The organism is Cellulomonas sp. Marseille-Q8402 (assembly GCF_965119525.1).
Map to the genome: position 1 here is coordinate 1,486,215 of NZ_CBCPLX010000002.1, position 17,574 is coordinate 1,503,788.

13 protein-coding genes are annotated in these 17,574 nt (G+C 73.2%); 6 read left to right on the forward strand and 7 right to left on the reverse strand.

What is annotated here, in order from left to right; all coding sequences use genetic code 11:
• Positions 1-130 precede the first annotated feature (130 nt).
• The 6 genes from tig to ACWPWW_RS17840 all read left to right on the forward strand — a co-directional run bounded on the left by tig (position 131) and on the right by ACWPWW_RS17840 (position 6,408).
• Positions 131-1,516: a trigger factor gene (gene tig / locus ACWPWW_RS17815; RefSeq protein ID WP_454051655.1), complete on the forward strand. Its 1,386-nt coding sequence runs from the start codon at positions 131-133 to the stop codon at positions 1,514-1,516.
• 182 nt (positions 1,517-1,698) lie between these two features.
• Positions 1,699-2,319 carry an ATP-dependent Clp protease proteolytic subunit gene (locus ACWPWW_RS17820; protein ID WP_454051656.1) on the forward strand — a complete coding sequence of 207 codons (621 nt, stop codon included), beginning with the start codon at positions 1,699-1,701 and terminating at the stop codon, positions 2,317-2,319.
• 40 nt (positions 2,320-2,359) lie between these two features.
• A complete protein-coding gene (locus ACWPWW_RS17825; protein WP_454051657.1) occupies positions 2,360-3,061 on the forward strand; it encodes an ATP-dependent Clp protease proteolytic subunit in 702 nt (233 codons plus the stop codon).
• A gap of 256 nt (positions 3,062-3,317) precedes the next feature.
• Positions 3,318-4,604 carry an ATP-dependent Clp protease ATP-binding subunit ClpX gene (clpX, locus tag ACWPWW_RS17830; protein ID WP_454051658.1) on the forward strand — a complete coding sequence of 429 codons (1,287 nt, stop codon included), beginning with the start codon at positions 3,318-3,320 and terminating at the stop codon, positions 4,602-4,604.
• Positions 4,605-4,718: 114 nt separating this feature from the next.
• Positions 4,719-5,072, forward strand: coding sequence for a chorismate mutase (locus tag ACWPWW_RS17835; RefSeq protein WP_454051659.1), 354 nt, complete (start codon positions 4,719-4,721; stop codon positions 5,070-5,072).
• A 133-nt stretch (positions 5,073-5,205) separates the two neighbouring features.
• Positions 5,206-6,408 carry a baeRF2 domain-containing protein gene (locus ACWPWW_RS17840; RefSeq protein ID WP_454051660.1) on the forward strand — a complete coding sequence of 401 codons (1,203 nt, stop codon included), beginning with the start codon at positions 5,206-5,208 and terminating at the stop codon, positions 6,406-6,408.
• Between the two features lie 39 nt (positions 6,409-6,447).
• On the opposite strand, the gene efeB is transcribed toward ACWPWW_RS17840, so the two are convergent.
• The 7 genes from efeB to valS all read right to left on the reverse strand — a co-directional run bounded on the left by efeB (position 6,448) and on the right by valS (position 17,546).
• On the reverse strand, positions 6,448-7,800 hold the full coding sequence (gene efeB, locus ACWPWW_RS17845) for an iron uptake transporter deferrochelatase/peroxidase subunit (RefSeq protein ID WP_454051661.1): 1,353 nt from the start codon (positions 7,798-7,800) through the stop codon (positions 6,448-6,450).
• Positions 7,790-9,964: an iron uptake system protein EfeO gene (gene efeO, locus ACWPWW_RS17850; RefSeq protein ID WP_454051662.1), complete on the reverse strand. Its 2,175-nt coding sequence runs from the start codon at positions 9,962-9,964 to the stop codon at positions 7,790-7,792. The genes efeB and efeO overlap by 11 nt, the downstream gene beginning before the upstream one ends.
• Positions 9,965-10,089: 125 nt before the next feature.
• A complete protein-coding gene (locus ACWPWW_RS17855; protein WP_454051663.1) occupies positions 10,090-11,904 on the reverse strand; it encodes an AMP-dependent synthetase/ligase in 1,815 nt (604 codons plus the stop codon).
• A 182-nt stretch (positions 11,905-12,086) separates the two neighbouring features.
• Entirely contained in the window at positions 12,087-12,854 is a 768-nt protein-coding gene (locus tag ACWPWW_RS17860) for an amino acid ABC transporter ATP-binding protein (protein ID WP_454051664.1), read from the reverse strand.
• Positions 12,851-13,696 carry an amino acid ABC transporter permease gene (locus ACWPWW_RS17865; protein ID WP_454051665.1) on the reverse strand — a complete coding sequence of 282 codons (846 nt, stop codon included), beginning with the start codon at positions 13,694-13,696 and terminating at the stop codon, positions 12,851-12,853. The genes ACWPWW_RS17860 and ACWPWW_RS17865 overlap by 4 nt, the downstream gene beginning before the upstream one ends.
• Before the next feature lies 1 nt (position 13,697).
• Positions 13,698-14,528 carry a transporter substrate-binding domain-containing protein gene (locus tag ACWPWW_RS17870; protein WP_454051666.1) on the reverse strand — a complete coding sequence of 277 codons (831 nt, stop codon included), beginning with the start codon at positions 14,526-14,528 and terminating at the stop codon, positions 13,698-13,700.
• Between the two features lie 312 nt (positions 14,529-14,840).
• Complete coding sequence (gene valS, locus ACWPWW_RS17875) at positions 14,841-17,546, reverse strand: valine--tRNA ligase (protein ID WP_454051667.1); 2,706 nt, start codon at positions 17,544-17,546, stop codon at positions 14,841-14,843.
• Positions 17,547-17,574: the final 28 nt, after the last annotated feature.

Below are 17,574 nucleotides of genomic sequence, written 5' to 3' on the forward strand. Positions count from 1 at the left end.
GAGCCATGCCCGCACGCGCCGAAGCGTGCCGCCCCTCGGGGAAGAGCGGGGAACCGCCCGACCGGCGCGCCCCAGCGCCCCACGCCGGACCCCCGGCGCAGACGAATCCGAGCAGTTGGAGACCACTGAAGTGAAGAGCGCCGTCGAGACCCTGGAGCCCACCAAGGTCAAGCTGACCGTCGAGGTGTCGTACGACGAGCTCAAGCCGAGCATCGATCACGCGTACGAGCACATCGCGGAGCAGGTGACCATCCCCGGCTTCCGCAAGGGCAAGGTGCCGCCGCGCATCATCGACCAGCGCGTCGGTCGCCCCGCCGTGATGGAGCACGCCGTCAACGAGGGCCTGTCCGGCTTCTACGCCGAGGCCGTCCGCGAGAACAAGCTGCGCCCGCTCGGCCAGCCCGAGGTCGACGTCACGCAGGTCCCCGGCCTGACCCCGGAGAACGCCCAGGGCGACCTGGTCTTCACCGCCGAGGTCGAGGTCCGCCCGGAGATCGAGGTCCCCGCGCTGGACGGCCTGTCCGTCACGGTCGAGGGCTCCGAGGTCACGGACGAGGACGTGCAGGGCCGCCTCGACGCGCTGCGCGAGCGCTTCGGCACCCTGGTCGGCGTCGACCGCCCGGCCGCCGAGAAGGACTTCGCCGTGATCGACCTGGTCGCGAAGATCGCCGACGAGGAGGTCGACACCGTCTCCGGCGTCTCCTACCAGATCGGCTCGGGCAACATGCTCGAGGGCCTCGACGAGGCGCTGACCGGCCTGTCGGCCGGCGAGACCACGACGTTCGAGACCACGCTGGTCGGCGGCGACCACGCCGGCGAGACCGCGCAGGTGACGGTCACCGCGACCTCCGTCAAGGAGCGCGAGCTGCCCGAGGCCGACGACGACTTCGCGCAGATGGCGTCGGAGTTCGACACGATCGACGAGCTGCTGGCGGACCTGCGCGAGCAGGCCGGCAAGGTCAAGGGCCAGAACCAGGCCGTGCAGGCGCGTGACCTGCTGCTCGAGCAGCTGCTCGAGCAGGTCGAGATCCCGGTCCCGGCCGGCGCCGTCGAGGCCGAGGTGCACCGCCACCTCGAGTCCGAGGGGCGCCTGGAGGACGACGTGCACCGCGCCGAGGTCGCCGAGCAGGCCACCACCGCGCTGCGCAACCAGATCCTCCTGGACACCCTGGCCGAGGACCTCGAGGTCAAGGTCAACCAGGGCGAGCTCGTCGACTACCTGGTGAGCGCGTCCCGCCAGTACGGCATGGACCCGAACACGTTCATCCAGACGATCGACCAGCAGGGCCAGATCCCGGCGATGGTGGCGGAGGTCGCGCGCTCCAAGGCGCTCGCCGTCGCGCTCCGGAGCGTCGCGGTCGTCGACGGCGCCGGTGCGGCCGTCGACCTGTCCGAGTTCATCGGCTCGGACGAGGACGACGCGGCGCAGGACGCGCTCGAGGCCGCCACGGCGGCGGCCGCCGAGGGCACCGAGGTCGAGGCGGACGAGGCCCCCGAGGCCGACGCCAAGGCCTGATCCCGCACGCACGCCGAGGGCCCCGCACCGCTCCGCCGGTGCGGGGCCCTCGCGCGTCGGCGGCGGGTGGTTCCGGCCGGTACCGTGCGCCGACAGCGAAACGGGGGCGGGCCGGGACGAATCGGCCCCGGGACGGGCGTTAGGGTCGCTGACAAGCAACCAAGCCTGACGAGGGAGCCTTCGTGAACGACCAGACGCCGGCGATCGCCCGGGCCGAGTCCGGGGGACTCGGCCTCAACGACTCCATCTACAACCGGCTCCTCAAGGAGCGGATCATCTGGCTGGGTTCGGAGGTCCGAGACGACAACGCGAACGCCATCTGCGCGCAGATGATGCTGCTCGCGGCGGAGGACCCCGACAAGGACATCTTCCTGTACATCAACTCGCCCGGTGGCTCGATCACGGCGGGCATGGCGATCTACGACACCATGCAGTACATCCAGCCGGACGTCGCCACCGTCGCGATGGGCATGGCGGCCTCGATGGGGCAGTTCCTGCTCTCCTCGGGCGCCAAGGGCAAGCGCTACGCGACCCCGCACGCCCGCGTGATGATGCACCAGCCGTCCGGCGGCATCGGCGGCACCGCCACCGACGTCCGGATCAACGCCCAGCTGATCCTGCACATGAAGACGGTGCTCGCGGAGCTGATCGCCGAGCAGACCGGCAAGACCCACGAGCAGATCACCGCCGACTCGGACCGCGACCGCTGGTTCACCGCGCCCGAGGCGCTCGAGTACGGGTTCATCGACAAGGTCGTCACGCACGCCGGCGCGGTCACCGGCGGCGGCGGCACGCAGTCCTGACGCCGCGCCGACCCCACCAGACCACGCAGAAGGAGAACCCGTGAGCACCGAGTCGCAGTTCATCGCCCGCGCCGGGCGCCTCGCCGGCGGCTGGGGCGGCGCGCCCGCCCAGTCGCCGTCGTCCCGGTACGTGCTGCCCCAGTTCGAGGAGCGCACGGCCTACGGCTTCAAGCGCCAGGACCCGTACACCAAGCTGTTCGAGGACCGCATCATCTTCCTCGGCGTGCAGGTGGACGACGCCTCCGCGGACGACGTCATGGCCCAGCTGCTCGTGCTGGAGTCGACCGACCCCGACGGCATCATCACGCTGTACATCAACTCGCCCGGTGGCTCGTTCACCGCGCTGACCGCGATCTACGACACGATGCAGTACATCAAGCCGCAGATCCAGACCGTCTGCCTGGGCCAGGCGGCCTCGGCCGCGGCGGTCCTGCTGGCGGCCGGCACGCCGGGCAAGCGCCTCGCGCTGCCGAACGCCCGCGTGCTGATCCACCAGCCCGCGATGGAGGGCGGCGGCTACGCGCAGGCGTCCGACATCGAGATCCACGCCAACGAGCTGATCCGGATGCGCGAGTGGCTCGAGGCGACCCTCGCGCACCACACCGGCCGTCCGCTCGACCAGGTCCGCCAGGACATCGAGCGCGACAAGATCCTGACCGCCGCCCAGGCGCACGAGTACGGGATCGTCGACCAGGTGCTCGAGAGCCGCAAGGGCGTCGTCGCGACGACCGTCGAGCCCTGACGAGCACGGACGAGCCGCTGAGCCGGCTGGTCCGGCCCGCCCGCCCCGCCCCGCCGCGTGCGGGGGCGGGGCGGGTGAACCGGCCCGCCGACGGGTGACGTCGGCGCGACACGCCCGACACCGGGGCCACGCAGGCTGACACCGCGCCCGCCGTGGTGTGGAATGGTTCGACGAGCGGTCGCAGGGGGCCGCATGCCGAGGGATCGGCGACGACGCGACCTCACCCGAGGGATCGCACCGAGGGAAGGGGAAGCACGTGGCTCGCATCGGAGACGGCGCCGACCTTCTCAAGTGCTCGTTCTGCGGGAAGTCGCAGAAGCAGGTCAAGAAGCTGATCGCGGGCCCGGGCGTCTACATCTGCGACGAGTGCATCGAGCTGTGCAACGAGATCATGGAGGAGGAGCGGGCGGAGGCCACCGAGATCGGCATGGTGGAGCTGCCCAAGCCGAAGGAGATCTTCGCGTTCCTCGAGCAGTACATCGTCGGCCAGGAGCCCGCCAAGCGGTCGCTCGCCGTCGCGGTCTACAACCACTACAAGCGGATCCAGGCGGGTGAGGCCACCCCGTCGGTCGGCACGGCGCAGGCGGACGAGTCCGTCGAGATCGCCAAGTCGAACATCCTGCTGATCGGCCCCACCGGCTGCGGCAAGACCTACCTGGCGCAGACGCTGGCCAAGATGCTCAACGTCCCGTTCGCCCTCGCGGACGCCACGGCCCTCACCGAGGCGGGCTACGTCGGCGAGGACGTCGAGAACATCCTGCTCAAGCTGATCCAGGCCGCCGACTTCGACGTGAAGAAGGCCGAGACCGGGATCATCTACATCGACGAGATCGACAAGATCGCCCGCAAGAGCGAGAACCCGTCGATCACGCGCGACGTGTCCGGCGAGGGCGTGCAGCAGGCGCTGCTGAAGATCCTCGAGGGCACGACCGCGTCGGTGCCCCCGCAGGGCGGGCGCAAGCACCCGCACCAGGAGTTCATCCAGATCGACACGACGAACGTGCTGTTCATCGTCGCGGGCGCGTTCGCCGGGCTGGACGAGATCATCACGTCGCGCGCCGGCCGCCGCGGCATCGGGTTCGGTGCGCCGCTGCACACCGCGGACGACCGCGACGTGTACGGCGACGTCATGCCGGAGGACCTGCTGAAGTTCGGTCTGATCCCCGAGTTCATCGGCCGCGTCCCCGTCATCACGACCGTGAGCCCGCTCGACCAGACCGCGCTGGTCCGCATCCTGACCGAGCCGCGCAACGCGCTGGTGAAGCAGTACCAGCGGATGTTCGAGATCGACGGCGTGGAGCTGGAGTTCACGGACGACGCCGTCGAGGCCATCGCGGACCAGGCGCTGCTCCGCGGCACCGGCGCCCGCGGTCTGCGGGCCATCATGGAGGAGGTCCTCCAGCAGGTGATGTTCGAGGTGCCGAGCCGCGACGACGTCGAGCGCGTCGTGGTCAACCGCGAGGTCGTCCTGGAGAACGTCAACCCGACGCTCGTGCCGCGCCAGGCGCCGGCCAAGCGGACCCCGCGCGAGAAGAGCGCCTGAGCACCGACGTACGCAGCACGGCCGACGGCCCGGCTCCCGCGACGGGGGCCGGGCCGTCGCCCGTCTGGTGACCGGCCTGCCGGCGTCGTGCCGCGCGCCCCTACGATCGGGGGCGTGACGACTTCTCCGGCCTCCTCGACGCCCCCGCCCGAGCTCGCGCGCCTGCGCGGCAGCATCGACAATATCGACGCCGCGCTCGTCCACCTGCTCGCCGAGCGGTTCAAGGCGACCCAGCAGGTCGGGGTGCTGAAGGCGCGGCTCGGCCTGCCGGCGTCGGACCCCGGGCGCGAGGCCCGGCAGGTCGCGCGGCTGCGCTCGCTCGCGCACGACGCCGACCTGGACCCGGTGTTCGCCGAGAAGTTCCTCGCGTTCATCGTCGAGGAGGTCATCCGGCACCACGAGGCGATCGCCGCGGACCCCGACGGGCACGGCGCGGGACCGACCGGGGAGACCGCCGCCGGAGCGTGATCGCCGCCGCTGCGGGGTGGCGCGTCGGCGTCCGCTGTCAGAGGGTGGGAGGGGTCAGGACCGGTCGTCCGGCGGGCCTTCGCAGGCACGCGCCGGCACGGCCGACTACGCGCACCCTTGTGGAGGTCGCCTCGTGGAACTGCACTGGCTCAAGCCCCTTCTCGGCCGTCCCGCCCCGTTCGTGACGGTCCATCTCGACGCCACCCGCGCCGACGCGTCCGGAGACGAGGAGGTCGCGGGCCGGTGGCGGGCGCTGCGCAGGGAGCTGGAGCGCTCGGGCGCCGTCGAGGCGGTGCTGGACGACATCGAGGAGCGGGTGACCCGGCCCACCGGCGTCGCGGGCCCGCACGGCCGGGTCGTGGTCGCGGACGCGCAGGGCGTCGTCGTCGACCGCGTGCTCAAGGAGCCGCCCGCGCAGTCGACCGCCCTGCTGGACGACGTGCCGAACCTGCTGCCGGCCGTCCGCGCCGCGGACCAGGCCACCCGGTTCCTGCTGGTCGAGGTCGACCGCCAGGGTGCCGACTTCACGTGGTCCGACGGCTCGGGCCTGCGCGCCGCCTCGAAGGAGACCGTCGAGGGCGACCACGACGAGCTCCGCAAGGTCAAGGAGAGCGGGGACGGCTGGAAGAGCCGGCGCGTGCAGATGCGTGCCGAGGACTCCTGGGAGCGGAACGCCGAGACGGTCGCGGCCGACCTCGACAAGCAGGTGGTCGAGAAGAAGCCGGAGATCGTGCTCGTCACCGGTGACGTGCGGGCGGTGTCGCTGCTGTGCAACGCCGTGGCGCCGCGGACCAAGGACCTGGTGGTCGAGGTGTCCGGGGGGTCCCGCGCCGAGGGCGTCAACCAGGAGGCGTTCCACCACCGTGTCGCCGAGGCGCTCGAGCAGTTCCGGCAGAAGCGCCGCGAGGGCGTGCTGGCGCAGTACCGGGAGGAGCTGGGCCGCGGGGGAGCGGCGGTGACCTCGGTGGACGACCTGGTCACCGTGCTGCAGCGGGGGCAGGTGCGCGAGGTCGTGCTGCACGAGGACGTCACGCTCCCCGGGTCGGCGCTGGCCGACCGGCACCTGTGGGTCGGCCCGGAGCCGCTGCAGATCGCGTCGAGCGAGGCCGACCTGGAGGACATCGGCGTGACCAGCGGCGCGCGCCGCATGCCCGCGGACGTCGCGCTGCTGCGCGCGGCGCTGGGCCAGGACGCGGGTCTGACGATCGCGCTCGACGGGCAGGTCGAGATCGTCGACGGGGTCGGCGCGCTGCTGCGCTGGAACGACGACTCCACCCCGAGCGAGGCGGTCCCGACGCAGTCCGAGGACCAGGGGCGGCTGCACCGGGTGGTCTGAGCCCGTCCGGCGGTCCCGCCCCGGACGGGACCGCCGGCGTCAGGCCAGCAGCGCCGACCCGAGGTAGGCGTCGTCCACGAGCGCGCCGTCGGCGCCCACCGCGGGGACCCCGGGCGGGACGGCGAACTGGGCGGACGCCGTGTGCTGCAGGTACTCGCCCATCAGGTCCTGCGCGGCGAGCTGCTGCTGCACCGGAACGAAGTGCGTCCGCGGGTCCCGGGTGAACGCGATGAAGTACAGGCCCGCGTCGAGCCGCCCCAGCGCGTCGTTGCCGTCGGTGAACGTGTAGCCGCGTCGCAGCATCCGCGCCCCGCCGTTCGCGGACGGGTGCGCGAGCCGGACGTGGGACGCCGGGTCGATGAGCGTCGCACCGTCGGAGCCGGCGCGGGCGAAGTCGGGCTCGGTCCGCTCCTCGCCCCCGGACAGCGGTGCGCCGGTCGCCTTGGTCCGGCCGACGAGCCGCTCCTGCTCGCGCAGCGAGGACCGGTCCCAGGTCTCGACCGTCATCCGGATCCGGCGCCCCGTCAGGTACGTGCCGCCGGTCATCCAGGCGGAGTCGGTGCCGGTCGCGGCGTCCGCCGCCGCGTCGGACGCCGGCACCCACACGTGCTCGCGGAGGGCGTCGTGCTCCTCGGCCATGACGTTGGCGGTGCCGTCCTTGAACCCGAACAGGTTGCGCGGGGTCTGCTGCGCGGTCGAGGTCGAGGACGTGCGGCCGTACCCGAGCTGCGCCCACCGGATCCGCGCGGTGCCGAAGGCCGCCCGGGACAGGTTGCGCACGGCGTGGAACGCCACCTGCGCGTCGTCGGCGCACGCCTGCACCACCAGGTCGCCGTCGCTGCGGGCGGGGTCGAGCGCGTCGCCGGGGAAGTGCGGCAGCGCGGCCAGCGCGCCCGGCAGCCGCGACGCCAGGCCGAACGGGTCCGACGCGCCGTCGGCGCCGACGAACAGCGACCGGCCGAACCCGAAGGTCAGCGTCAGCCCGGCGGGCGGCAGGTCCGCGGCCTCGCCGGTGTCGTCGGGCGGAGCGTCGTAGCTGCCGCTGGCGAACCCGACCGGCCCCGCGCCGAGCCCCTGCGTGAGGCGGGCCGCCATCGTCGTCCAAGTGCGGAGCAGCTCCACGAGGGCGTCCCGGTCCCGGGTGGTGAGGTCGAACGCCGCCAGGTACAGCCGGTCCTGCGCGGGCGTGACGATGCCGGCCTGGTGGGCGCCGGCGAACGCGTGGGTCCGTGCCTCGGCGGCGGCGGCGCGGTCGGGCGCGGTGGCGCGGCCGGTGGCGAACGCACCGCCGGCCACCGCCGCCGCCCCCGCGACGGCGCCGCCGCCCAGCAGGAGGGCGCGGCGGCTCAGGCCGCGCTCGCCGCGGGCGTCGCGCGGGTCGTCAGGCCGCATCGGTGATCGTCGACGTCAGCCGGGACAGCGGCTCGCTCACCGCGTCGACGGCGGCGGCGAGCTCGGCGACCTCGTCGGCCGTCAGGTCCGTGTAGGACACGAAGCCGGCGTCCACGGACCCGTGCTGCGCGAGCAGCGTGTCGAGCGTCGTGAACCGGTCGCCGAGCTCGGCGACGAGGTCGGCGTCCTGGGCCTCGGCGACGCCGCGCAGCACCCCGAGCGCGACCTCGGCGCCGTCGACGTTGGCGCGGAAGTCCCAGAGGTCGGTGTGCGACCAGATCTCCTCCTCGCCGGTGACCTTGCCGGTGGCGACCTCGTCGAGCAGCTCCTTGGCGCCGTTGGAGATCTGGAACGCGGCGAACGTGAAGTCGTCCGCCGTCACGCGGTCCTCCAGCTCCCCGGTGAGATCGACCAGCTGGTCGGCGGCAGCCCGGCGCTGCTCGGGCGTCAGCGCGACGTACGCCTCGCCCCCGTTCGCGTCCGGCGCGGGCTGCCACAGGTCCTTCTCGACGTAGTGCCAGCCGCTCCACGCGTCGCCCTCGGCCAGGTCGGCCTCGCGTGCGTCGAGCAGCGGGTCGAGGTCGCCGAACGACTCGGCCACCGGCTCCACGCGCTCCCAGTGCACCCGCACGGCGGCGTACAGGTCGCGAGCGGTGTCGTCGTCGCCGGCGGCGTAGGCCGCGGCGAAGGCGTCGGTGCCGGTGACGAGCGAACCGACCTGGTCCTTCACGTACGCGACGTAGTCCGTCTCGGCCGTGGCGAGCTGCTCGGCGACGGGGCCGCTCGGTCCGACGTCGGCGCCGGAGTCCGTGACGGTGAACGCGGCGGTGATGCCGTCGCCGACCATGCCGGGCTTGCAGGCCGTGAAGTAGTCGCCGGCGGGGACCTGGACGACCAGGTCGCGGGTCAGACCGGGGCCGATGTTCTCCACCTCGGACACCACGCGCAGCCGGTCCTCGGCGAGCAGGTAGAACTCGGTCACGTCGTCGCCGCTGTTGCTCACGGTGAACGTGACGGTGCCGGACGGCGCCTCGGCGGCGGAGACGTCGCAGGCGTCGGCGGTGGAGTCGACCGTGAGGGCCTCGGCGCCGCCGTCGGCCGCGGGGTCGTTGGCGACGCACGCGGTCAGCGGGAGGACGAGCGCCGCGAGCAGGGCGGCGGGCACGGCGGTGGAACGGCGGGTGCGGGTCATGAGGTCTCCGGTGAGGTGCGTCGGCCGCGGGGCGGCGACGGGCCGGGGCGAGCGGCGGGGTGGGGTGACGCGGGCGGGGGCGGGGTGACGCGGGCGGGGCGGGCGGCCGGGCGCGGGGGTCAGCCGGCGGTGCGCGCGTCGGCGGGCGCGCGGGGCCGCGCGGTGCGGCGCGTGCCACGGAGCCTGCCGCACGTACAGCGGCCCGACGACGGCGAGGTACGCCGTCCACGCGCCGACCTGGAGCCAGGTGGGCGTCGGGGAGAACGTGAACATGCCGGCCAGCAGCGTGCCGATCCAGCTCGACGGCGGGATCACGGCGGAGATGTCGTACGCCACGGCGCCGAGCCCGGGCAGGACCCCGGCCTCCTGCAGGTCGTGCACGCCGTACGCGACCACGCCGGCGGCGACGACGACCAGGAGGGCCCCCGTCCAGCTGAAGAACCGGCGCAGGTCGAGCCGCACGGCGCCGCGGTAGACGGCCCAGCCGAGGACGACTGCCACGGCGATGCCGAGCAGCGCCCCGGCCAGCGGCCCGGTCAGCGAGGCCGACGACTGGGCGCCCGCCCACAGGAACAGCGCGGTCTCCAGGCCCTCCCGGCCGACGGCGAGCAGCGCGACCACGTAGACCGCGCGCCGGCCCGCGACCAGGGCGGCGCCGAGCCGGCCCTCCAGGTCGGCCTTGAGGTGCCGGGCGGCCGTGCCCATCCAGAGGATCATCCAGGTGAGCAGGCCCGCGGCGACCAGCGACAGCGAGCCGCCGATGATCTCCTGCGCCTCGAACGTCAGGCCCTGCGGCCCGAACGTGAGCGCCGCGCCGACGGCCAGCGACACGGCGACCGCCGTGGCGACGCCGGCCCAGAGCGCGGGCACCAGGTCGCGGCGACCGGTGCGCACCAGGTAGGCCAGCAGGATGCCGACGACGAGCGAGGCCTCCAGGCCCTCGCGGAGCCCGATGAGGACGTTGGCGACCACACCCACCTCCGAGGACGTGCGGCCACCCGCCGTGGGGGTGAGGTATGCCTTACCTCAGCAGCGTGACTGTAGCGCACCCGCGGAGCGGTCCGCGCCGACCTCGGTCCCGGACGTCCTGCGGTGGGTCAGTGCTCCCGGGTGTCGACGTAGAGCTCCTCGACGTCCGCCGCGAAGTCCTTCAGCACCAGCGCGCGCTTCACCTTCAGCGACGGCGTGAGGTAGCCGTTCGCCTCGGTGAAGTCGCCGTCGAGCACCCGCACCTTGCGGATCGACTCCGCGCGGGACACGGCCTCGTTGGCGCGGGTCGCGGCGCGGTCGAGGGCGGCGAGGACCTCGGGGTGCTTCCCGGCGGCGCGCGCGTCCATCGGCGGCAGGCCGTGCATCGACAGCCAGCCGGGCAGCATGTCGGCGTCCAGCGTGACCAGGGCGCCGATGAACGGGCGGCCGTCGCCGACCACGACGACCTGGCTGACCAGCGGGTGGCCGCGGAACCGGTCCTCGAGCACGGCCGGGGCGACGTTCTTGCCGCCCGCGGTGACGATCAGCTCCTTCGCGCGGCCGGTGAGCCGCAGGTAGCCGTCGTCGTCGAGGGCGCCGATGTCGCCGGTCGCGAACCAGCCGTCGGCGTCGAGCACCTCCGCGGTGGCCTCGGCGTTGTCGTGGTAGCCGCGGAACACGTGCGGGCCCTTGGCGTAGACGTTGCCGTCGTCGTCGACCCGCAGGCTGGTGCCGGGGTAGGCGGGGCCGACGGTGCCGATCTTGCTCAGGCCGGGGCGGTTCACCGCGGACGGCGCCGTGGTCTCCGTGAGGCCGTAGCCCTCGAGCACGCGCACGCCGATGCCGCGGTAGTAGTGGCCGAGCCGCTCGCCGAGCGGGGCGCCGCCGGAGATCGCGTAGCGCAGGTTGCCACCCATGGCGTCCTTGAGCTTCCGCAGCACCAGCGTGGTGGCGAGCGCGTGCGCGGCCTTCAGCTGCGCGGACGGGCCCTGCTCCGTGTCGAGCGCGCGGGAGTAGGTGATGGAGACCTTGGCGGCCCAGCGGAACAGCCGGAGCTTCGCGCCGTGGCCCGCCTTCTGCTCGGCGGAGTTGTAGACCTTCTCGAACACCCGCGGCACGGCCAGGATGTACGTCGGCCGGAACGACGCGAAGTCGGCCAGCAGGTTGCGGGTGTCCGGGGTGTGCCCGAGCGGGGACCCGGCCTCGATCGCCACCATCTGGATGAACCGGGCGAACACGTGCGCCAGCGGCATGAACAGCAGCGTCCGCGAGCCCGGCGTGGCGCACACCTCGGTGAGCGCGGCGACGCCGTTGCGGGCGTTGTCGACGAAGTTGCCGTGCGACAGCTCGACGCCCTTGGGACGCCCGGTGGTGCCGGAGGTGTAGATGATCGTCGCGAGGTCGGCGGCCGTGGCCAGCCCGCGGCGCCGCTCGATCTCGGCGTCCTCGACGCCCTGGCCCGCCGCGACCAGCTGGGCGAGGCCGCCGTCGTCGATGACGAACACGTCGCGCACGGCCGGGACGGCGCCCCGGACCTGGCCCACGACGGCCGCGTGCGCGGCGGACTCCACGACCACCAGGGAGGCGCCGGAGTTCGACAGGATCCACTCGACCTGCTCGGCGGAGGACGTCTCGTACACGGGCACGCCCACGCCGCCCGCGAACCAGATGGCGAAGTCGGTGAGCGTCCACTCGTACCGGGTGCGCGACATGATCGCGACGCGGTCGCCGGGCTCGAGGCCCTGCGCGACGAGGCCCTTGGCCAGGGCCGTGACCTCGCGGACGAACTCCGCGACGGTCACCGGTGCCCAGGACCCGCCCAGTCCGGTGGACCGCTCGACGAGGACGCTGGACGCGCCACGAGCCAGCCGCGCGAGCAGCAGACCGGGGACGTTGAGCGAGGGGTCGTGCGGGGCGGGGGTCTCGGCGCTGGACTCGCGCATGCGTGCTCCTGGTCGGGCGGACGGGGCCACGGCCGGCTGCGCGACGACGCAGAGGGCGTTGACGAGCGGCGACGACCGTGCCCGCCATGCTATCGGCCGGGCCCGCACCCACCGGGGGCGCCGGAGCCACAGAACACCGCTGCGTAGGTGGTGGGACTCCGACAGCCGCCCAGGGCCCCGTGTCAGGGCGTGCCGGTGTGCGTCGGGTCCAGGACCCGCTGCAGGAACGTCTGCGTCCGCGTCTCCTGCGGCGCGCCGATCACCTGGTGCGCCGGACCGTCCTCGACGATGACGCCGCCGTCCATGAACACGACCCGGTCGCCGACGTCGCGCGCGAAGCTCATCTCGTGCGTGACGACGATCATCGTCATGCCGGCGTCGGCCAGGTCGCGCATGACCGCCAGCACGTCGCCGACGAGCTCCGGGTCGAGGGCCGAGGTCGGCTCGTCGAACAGCATGAGCTGCGGGTCCATCGACAGCGCCCGGGCGATCGCGACGCGCTGCTGCTGGCCGCCGGAGAGCTGGGCCGGGTGGGCGTCGGCGCGGTCGGCCAGGCCGACGCGCTCGAGGTTGGCCCGGGCGATCCGCTCGGCCTCCGCCCGCGGGCGCTTCAGCACCTGCCGCTGCGCGATCGTGCAGTTCTCCAGCACGGTCTTGTGCGCGAACAGGTTGAACTGCTGGAACACCATGCCGACGTGCGTGCGCACCCGGTCGATGTCGACGTCCGGGTCGGTGACGTCGACGCCGAGCACCTCGACGGTGCCGCCGGTGGGCTGCTCCAGCAGGTTCACGCAGCGCAGCAGGGTCGACTTGCCGGAGCCGGACGGCCCGATCACGCAGACGACCTCGCCGGCGTGCACGTCGAGGTCGATGCCGGTCAGCACCTCCCGCTCGCCGAACGACTTGCGCAGGCCGGCGATGTGGACGACGGGGGAGTCGGTGGGGGTCACGTGCGGCTCCTCGCGCCGGTGCGCTTCTCCAGGTACCGGGCGAGCTGCCCGAGCGGCAGGGTGATCAGCAGGTAGCAGGCGCCGATGACGAACAGCGGCGTCAGCCCGCCCTGGGCGCTGTTCAGCGCGTCCCGGCCGATCTTGGTGAGGTCGTACTGGCTCGTCGCCAGACCGAGCAGGAACACCAGCGAGGTGTCCTTGGTGAGCAGGATGAACTCGTTGGTCATCGGCGGCAGGACGATGCGGAACGCCTGCGGGACCACCACGGTGCGCAGCGTGCGGCCGTGCGACATGCCGAGCGACCGCGCCGCCTCCACCTGCCCCACCGGCACCGCCTGCAGGCCGGCGCGCAGCGTCTCGGCGATGTACGCCGCGGACACCAGGCCGAGGGCCAGCGCGGCCTTGACGGTGACCGACGGGATGTTCACGCCGAACGCGATCGGCACCGCGTAGCCGAACGAGATGACGACCAGCAGCGCCGGGATGCCGCGGAAGAACTCGATGTAGACGATCGCCAGCCACCGGTAGAGCCCGACGGAGGACAGCCGCATCAGCGCGAGCACCGTGCCGAGCGAGAGGCCGACCGCGAACCCGGCCAGCGTGTACTCCAGCGTCTTCAGGAACGCGGCCGGGATCAGGGCGGCGATGTCGCTCGCTGCCTGCGCGTTGAAGAAGTTGGTGCCGACGTCGTCCCAGTCGATCGCGGCCGCGACCGCCGCGAGGGCGACGAGCAGGATCGCGTACTGGGCGACACGGAACGCCCGTGCGCGCCGGCGCGGGCTCCACCGGCGCCGGGACGCGGGGAGCGTCCCGGACGCCGGCGTGGACGACGTGGTCGTCACCTCAGCTGTCCGACGGGCTCGGCTCGGCCGACGCGGACTCCGACGAGGCCGGCGCGGTGCCGATGTACTGCGTGTAGATGTCGTCGTACGTGCCGTCCTCGCGGATCCGCTCGAGGGTCGCGTTCACGGCGTCGAGCAGCGCGGAGTTGCCCTTCTTCACGCCGAGGCCGTACTGCTCGCCGGTGGAGAAGTTCGCGCTCACCTCGAAGCCCTCGGAGACGAACGGGCCGAGCACGGCGATGTCGTTGACGGCGGCGTCCACCTGGCCGGTCTTCAGCGCCTGCACCTGCAGGCCGAGGTCCTCGAACTGGACCGTGTCGATGCCGTTCTCCTGCGCCCAGGTCTCGCCCGTGGTGGCCTGCTGCACGCCGACGGTCGCGCCCTCGAGCGACTCGAGGCTGTCGAGGTCGGAGCCCTCCGGGACCAGCAGGCCCTGGTCGGCGTCGAAGTACGGGTCGGAGAAGTCGATCTTCGCCTGGCGCTCCTCGGTGATGGTGATGCCCGAGGCGACGATGTCGCAGTTGTTCGTGTTGAGGTCGGCGCCGGACTGGATGCCCTCGAACGGCGTGACCTTGGTGACCAGGTCGACGCCGAGGTCGTCCGCGACCTCCTGGACGATCGCGATGTCGAGGCCGACGACCTCGCCGTCCTCCTCGTACTCGAACGGCTCGTAGGGCGGGTTCGTGCAGACCGTGAGCGAGCCGGAGCTGACCAGCTCGACGCCGCCCTCGGAGCCGTCGCCGGAGGCGGCGTCGTCACCACCCCCGCAGGCGGCGAGCAGGAGGGTCGCCGCGACCGCGGCGGGCAGGACGGCGAGTGTGCGGGTACGCATCGGGGGAGTGCTCCTCGTGGAGGGGAAGACCGGCTGCAAGACTATACAAGTCCGACGATACATATGCATAACCGGGTGTCGCCGGGACGAGAGTCCCAGCGTGCCACTGTCCGGCGCACCCGCACCCGCACCCGCACCGGCACCCGCACCGGCACCCGCACCGCAGCCGAGTCCCCGGCCCGGGACCGCCCGCCGCCCGGTCCGTGCGCTTCGCCGGCCGATTCTCGCGACACCCATGCGCAGATCGGTGGGCGTCGCGAGAATCGGCCGGCGACGCGGGCCGGCGACGCACGGACGCCCGGCCCGCGCGGGTCAGGCGGTGGGCTTCTGCTTGGGCTCCGGGGGGAGGAGCTCGGCGTCGCGGGCGACGACCGCGGCGTCGGGACCGTCCGCGACCTCGACCACGTCGAGGTCGCCGGTGGCGCGGCCCGCGGCGCGGATGTCGCCGAGCGCGACCTGCACGCCGGGCAGCAGCGCGGCCGGGACCTCCAGGCGCGCCCGGAGGATCTCGGTCCGCATCGAGACCTTGGCCTCGGACTTCACCTTGCGCAGCGCGGCGAGCGCGGCGCCCGCGGCCGCGACGAGAGCGGGGTCGGCGTCGCCGGCCGCCTCGCGCAGCGGGTCGGCGGACGGCCACGGCGCGCGGTGCACCGAGCCCTCGCGCCACCAGGACCAGACCTCCTCGGTCGCGAACGGCAGCACCGGCGCGAACAGCCGGAGCAGCACGTCGAGCGCCAGGTTGAGCGCGGCCCGGGCCGACGCGGTCTCCGGCGTGACGTCCGCGTCCGCGACGCCCGCCCCGTAGGCGCGGTCCTTGACCAGCTCGAGGTAGTCGTCGCAGAACGTCCAGAAGAACGTCTCGGTGAGCTCCAGCGCCCGGGTGTGGTCGTAGGACTCGAGCGCCGCGGTGGCCTTGTCGACGACGTCGGCCAGGCCGGCGAGCATCGCGCGGTCCAGGGCGTCGGTGACCAGGGCGGGGTCGAGCGCCGCGGCGCCCTGCTCGGCGGAGCCGAACCCGAGCGCGAACTTCGAGGCGTTCAGGACCTTGATCGCCAGGCGGCGGCCGATCTTCATCTGCCCGACCTCGAACGCCGCGTCCGTGCCCAGACGTGCCGAGGCCGCCCAGTACCGCACCGCGTCCGAGCCGTGCTCCTCGAGCAGGCCCATCGGGGTGACGACGTTGCCCTTGGACTTCGACATCTTCTTGCGGTCGGGGTCCAGGATCCAGCCGGAGATGGCCGCGTCCTTCCACGGCAGCGTGCCGTGCTCCAGGTGCGAGCGCACGACCGTCGAGAACAGCCAGGTCCGGATGATGTCCTGGCCCTGCGGGCGCAGGTCCATCGGGAACACCCGCTCGAAGAGGTCGGGGTCGGAGCGCCAGCCGCCCGCGATCTGCGGGGACAGCGACGACGTCGCCCAGGTGTCCATGATGTCGGGGTCGCCCACGAACCCGCCCGGGACGCCCCGCTGCTCGGCGGTGTAGCCGGGCGGGACGTCGGAGGACGGGTCGATCGGCAGCTGGTCCTCGGACGGCACGATCGGGTGGTCGTGGTCGGTCTCGCCCGAGGCCGAGACGGGGTACCAGACCGGGAACGGCACGCCGAAGAACCGCTGGCGCGACACGAGCCAGTCGCCGTTCAGGCCGCCGACCCAGTTCTCGTAGCGGACGCGCATGAAGTCGGGGTGGAACCCGAGCTCGGCGCCGCGGGCCAGGAGCTGCTCGCGGAGGTCGGCGTCGCGGCCGCCGTTGCGGATGTACCACTGGCGGGACGTGACGATCTCGAGCGGCTTGTCGCCCTTCTCGAAGAAGTTCGCCATCCGGTCCGTCTTCTTCGGCTCGCCGTCGAGGTCGCCCGACTCGCGCAGCCCGGCCACGACGGCCTCGCGCGCCGAGAACGTGGTCTTGCCGGCGATCTCCTCGTACGCCGCGCGGCCCTCGGCCCCGACCCACTCCGGGACGTCGCGCAGGATGCGGCCGTCGCGGCCGATCACCGAGCGGGTCGGGAGCTGCAGCTCCCGCCACCACTGCACGTCGGTCAGGTCGCCGAAGGTGCAGCACATCGCGATGCCCGCGCCCTTGTCGGGCTCGGCGGCGGGGTGTGCCAGCACCGGCACCTCGACGCCGAACAGCGGGCTGGTGACCGTGGTGCCGAACAGGTGCTGGTAGCGCTCGTCGTCGGGGTGCGCGATCAGGGCGACGCACGCCGGCAGCAGCTCGGGCCGGGTGGTCTCGATGTAGACCGGCGCGCCGTCGGCGCCGTGGAACGCGACGCGGTGGAAGGCGCCGGGGTAGGGACGGGCCTCGAGCTCGGCCTGGGCGACCGCCGTCTGGAACGTGACGTCCCACAGGCCGGGGGCCTCGGCCTGGTAGGCCTCGTCGCGGGCGAGGTTGCGCAGGAACGCCTGCTGGGCGACCGCGCGGGCCTCGGCGGAGATGGTCTGGTAGGTCATGCCCCAGTCGACGGACAGGCCGAGCCGGCGCCACAGCGCCTCGAACTGCTGCTCGTCCTCGACGGTCAGGCGCTCGCACAGCTCGACGAAGTTGCGGCGGCTGATCGGCAGCTGGTCGGCGGCCTTGACGCTCTTGCCCTCGCCGCCCACGTGCGGCGGCTCGAAGTCGGGGTCGTAGGGCAGCGAGGGGTCGCAGCGCACGCCGAAGTAGTTCTGCACGCGGCGCTCGGTGGGCAGGCCGTTGTCGTCCCAGCCCATCGGGTAGAACACCTCGGCCCCGCGCATCCGGCGGTACCGGGCGACGACGTCGGTGTGCGTGTACGAGAAGACGTGGCCGACGTGCAGCGAGCCGGAGACCGTCGGCGGCGGGGTGTCGATGGAGTACACCTGCTCGCGCGTCTTCGTCCGGTCGAAGGCGTAGGTGCCCTGCGCGGTCCAGCCGGCGTCCCAGCGGTCCTCGACGCCGTCGAGCGACACCCGGTCCGGTACCTCGCGTACCGCGCGTACGGCCGCGGCGGCGGTCGTCGTGGGGGCGGCGGCGGGCGAGGCGGGGGACAGGTCGGTCATGGTCAGACATCCTCCCAGATCTCGCACG

Coding starts and splice junctions, on each gene's coding strand:
- efeB (WP_454051661.1), bottom strand. CDS start 7,800: ATGCGGCCTGACGACCCGCGCGACGCCCGCGGCGAGCGCGGCCTGAGC.
- ACWPWW_RS17855 (WP_454051663.1), bottom strand. CDS start 11,904: ATGCGCGAGTCCAGCGCCGAGACCCCCGCCCCGCACGACCCCTCGCTC.
- ACWPWW_RS17870 (WP_454051666.1), bottom strand. CDS start 14,528: ATGCGTACCCGCACACTCGCCGTCCTGCCCGCCGCGGTCGCGGCGACC.
- valS (WP_454051667.1), bottom strand. CDS start 17,546: ATGACCGACCTGTCCCCCGCCTCGCCCGCCGCCGCCCCCACGACGACC.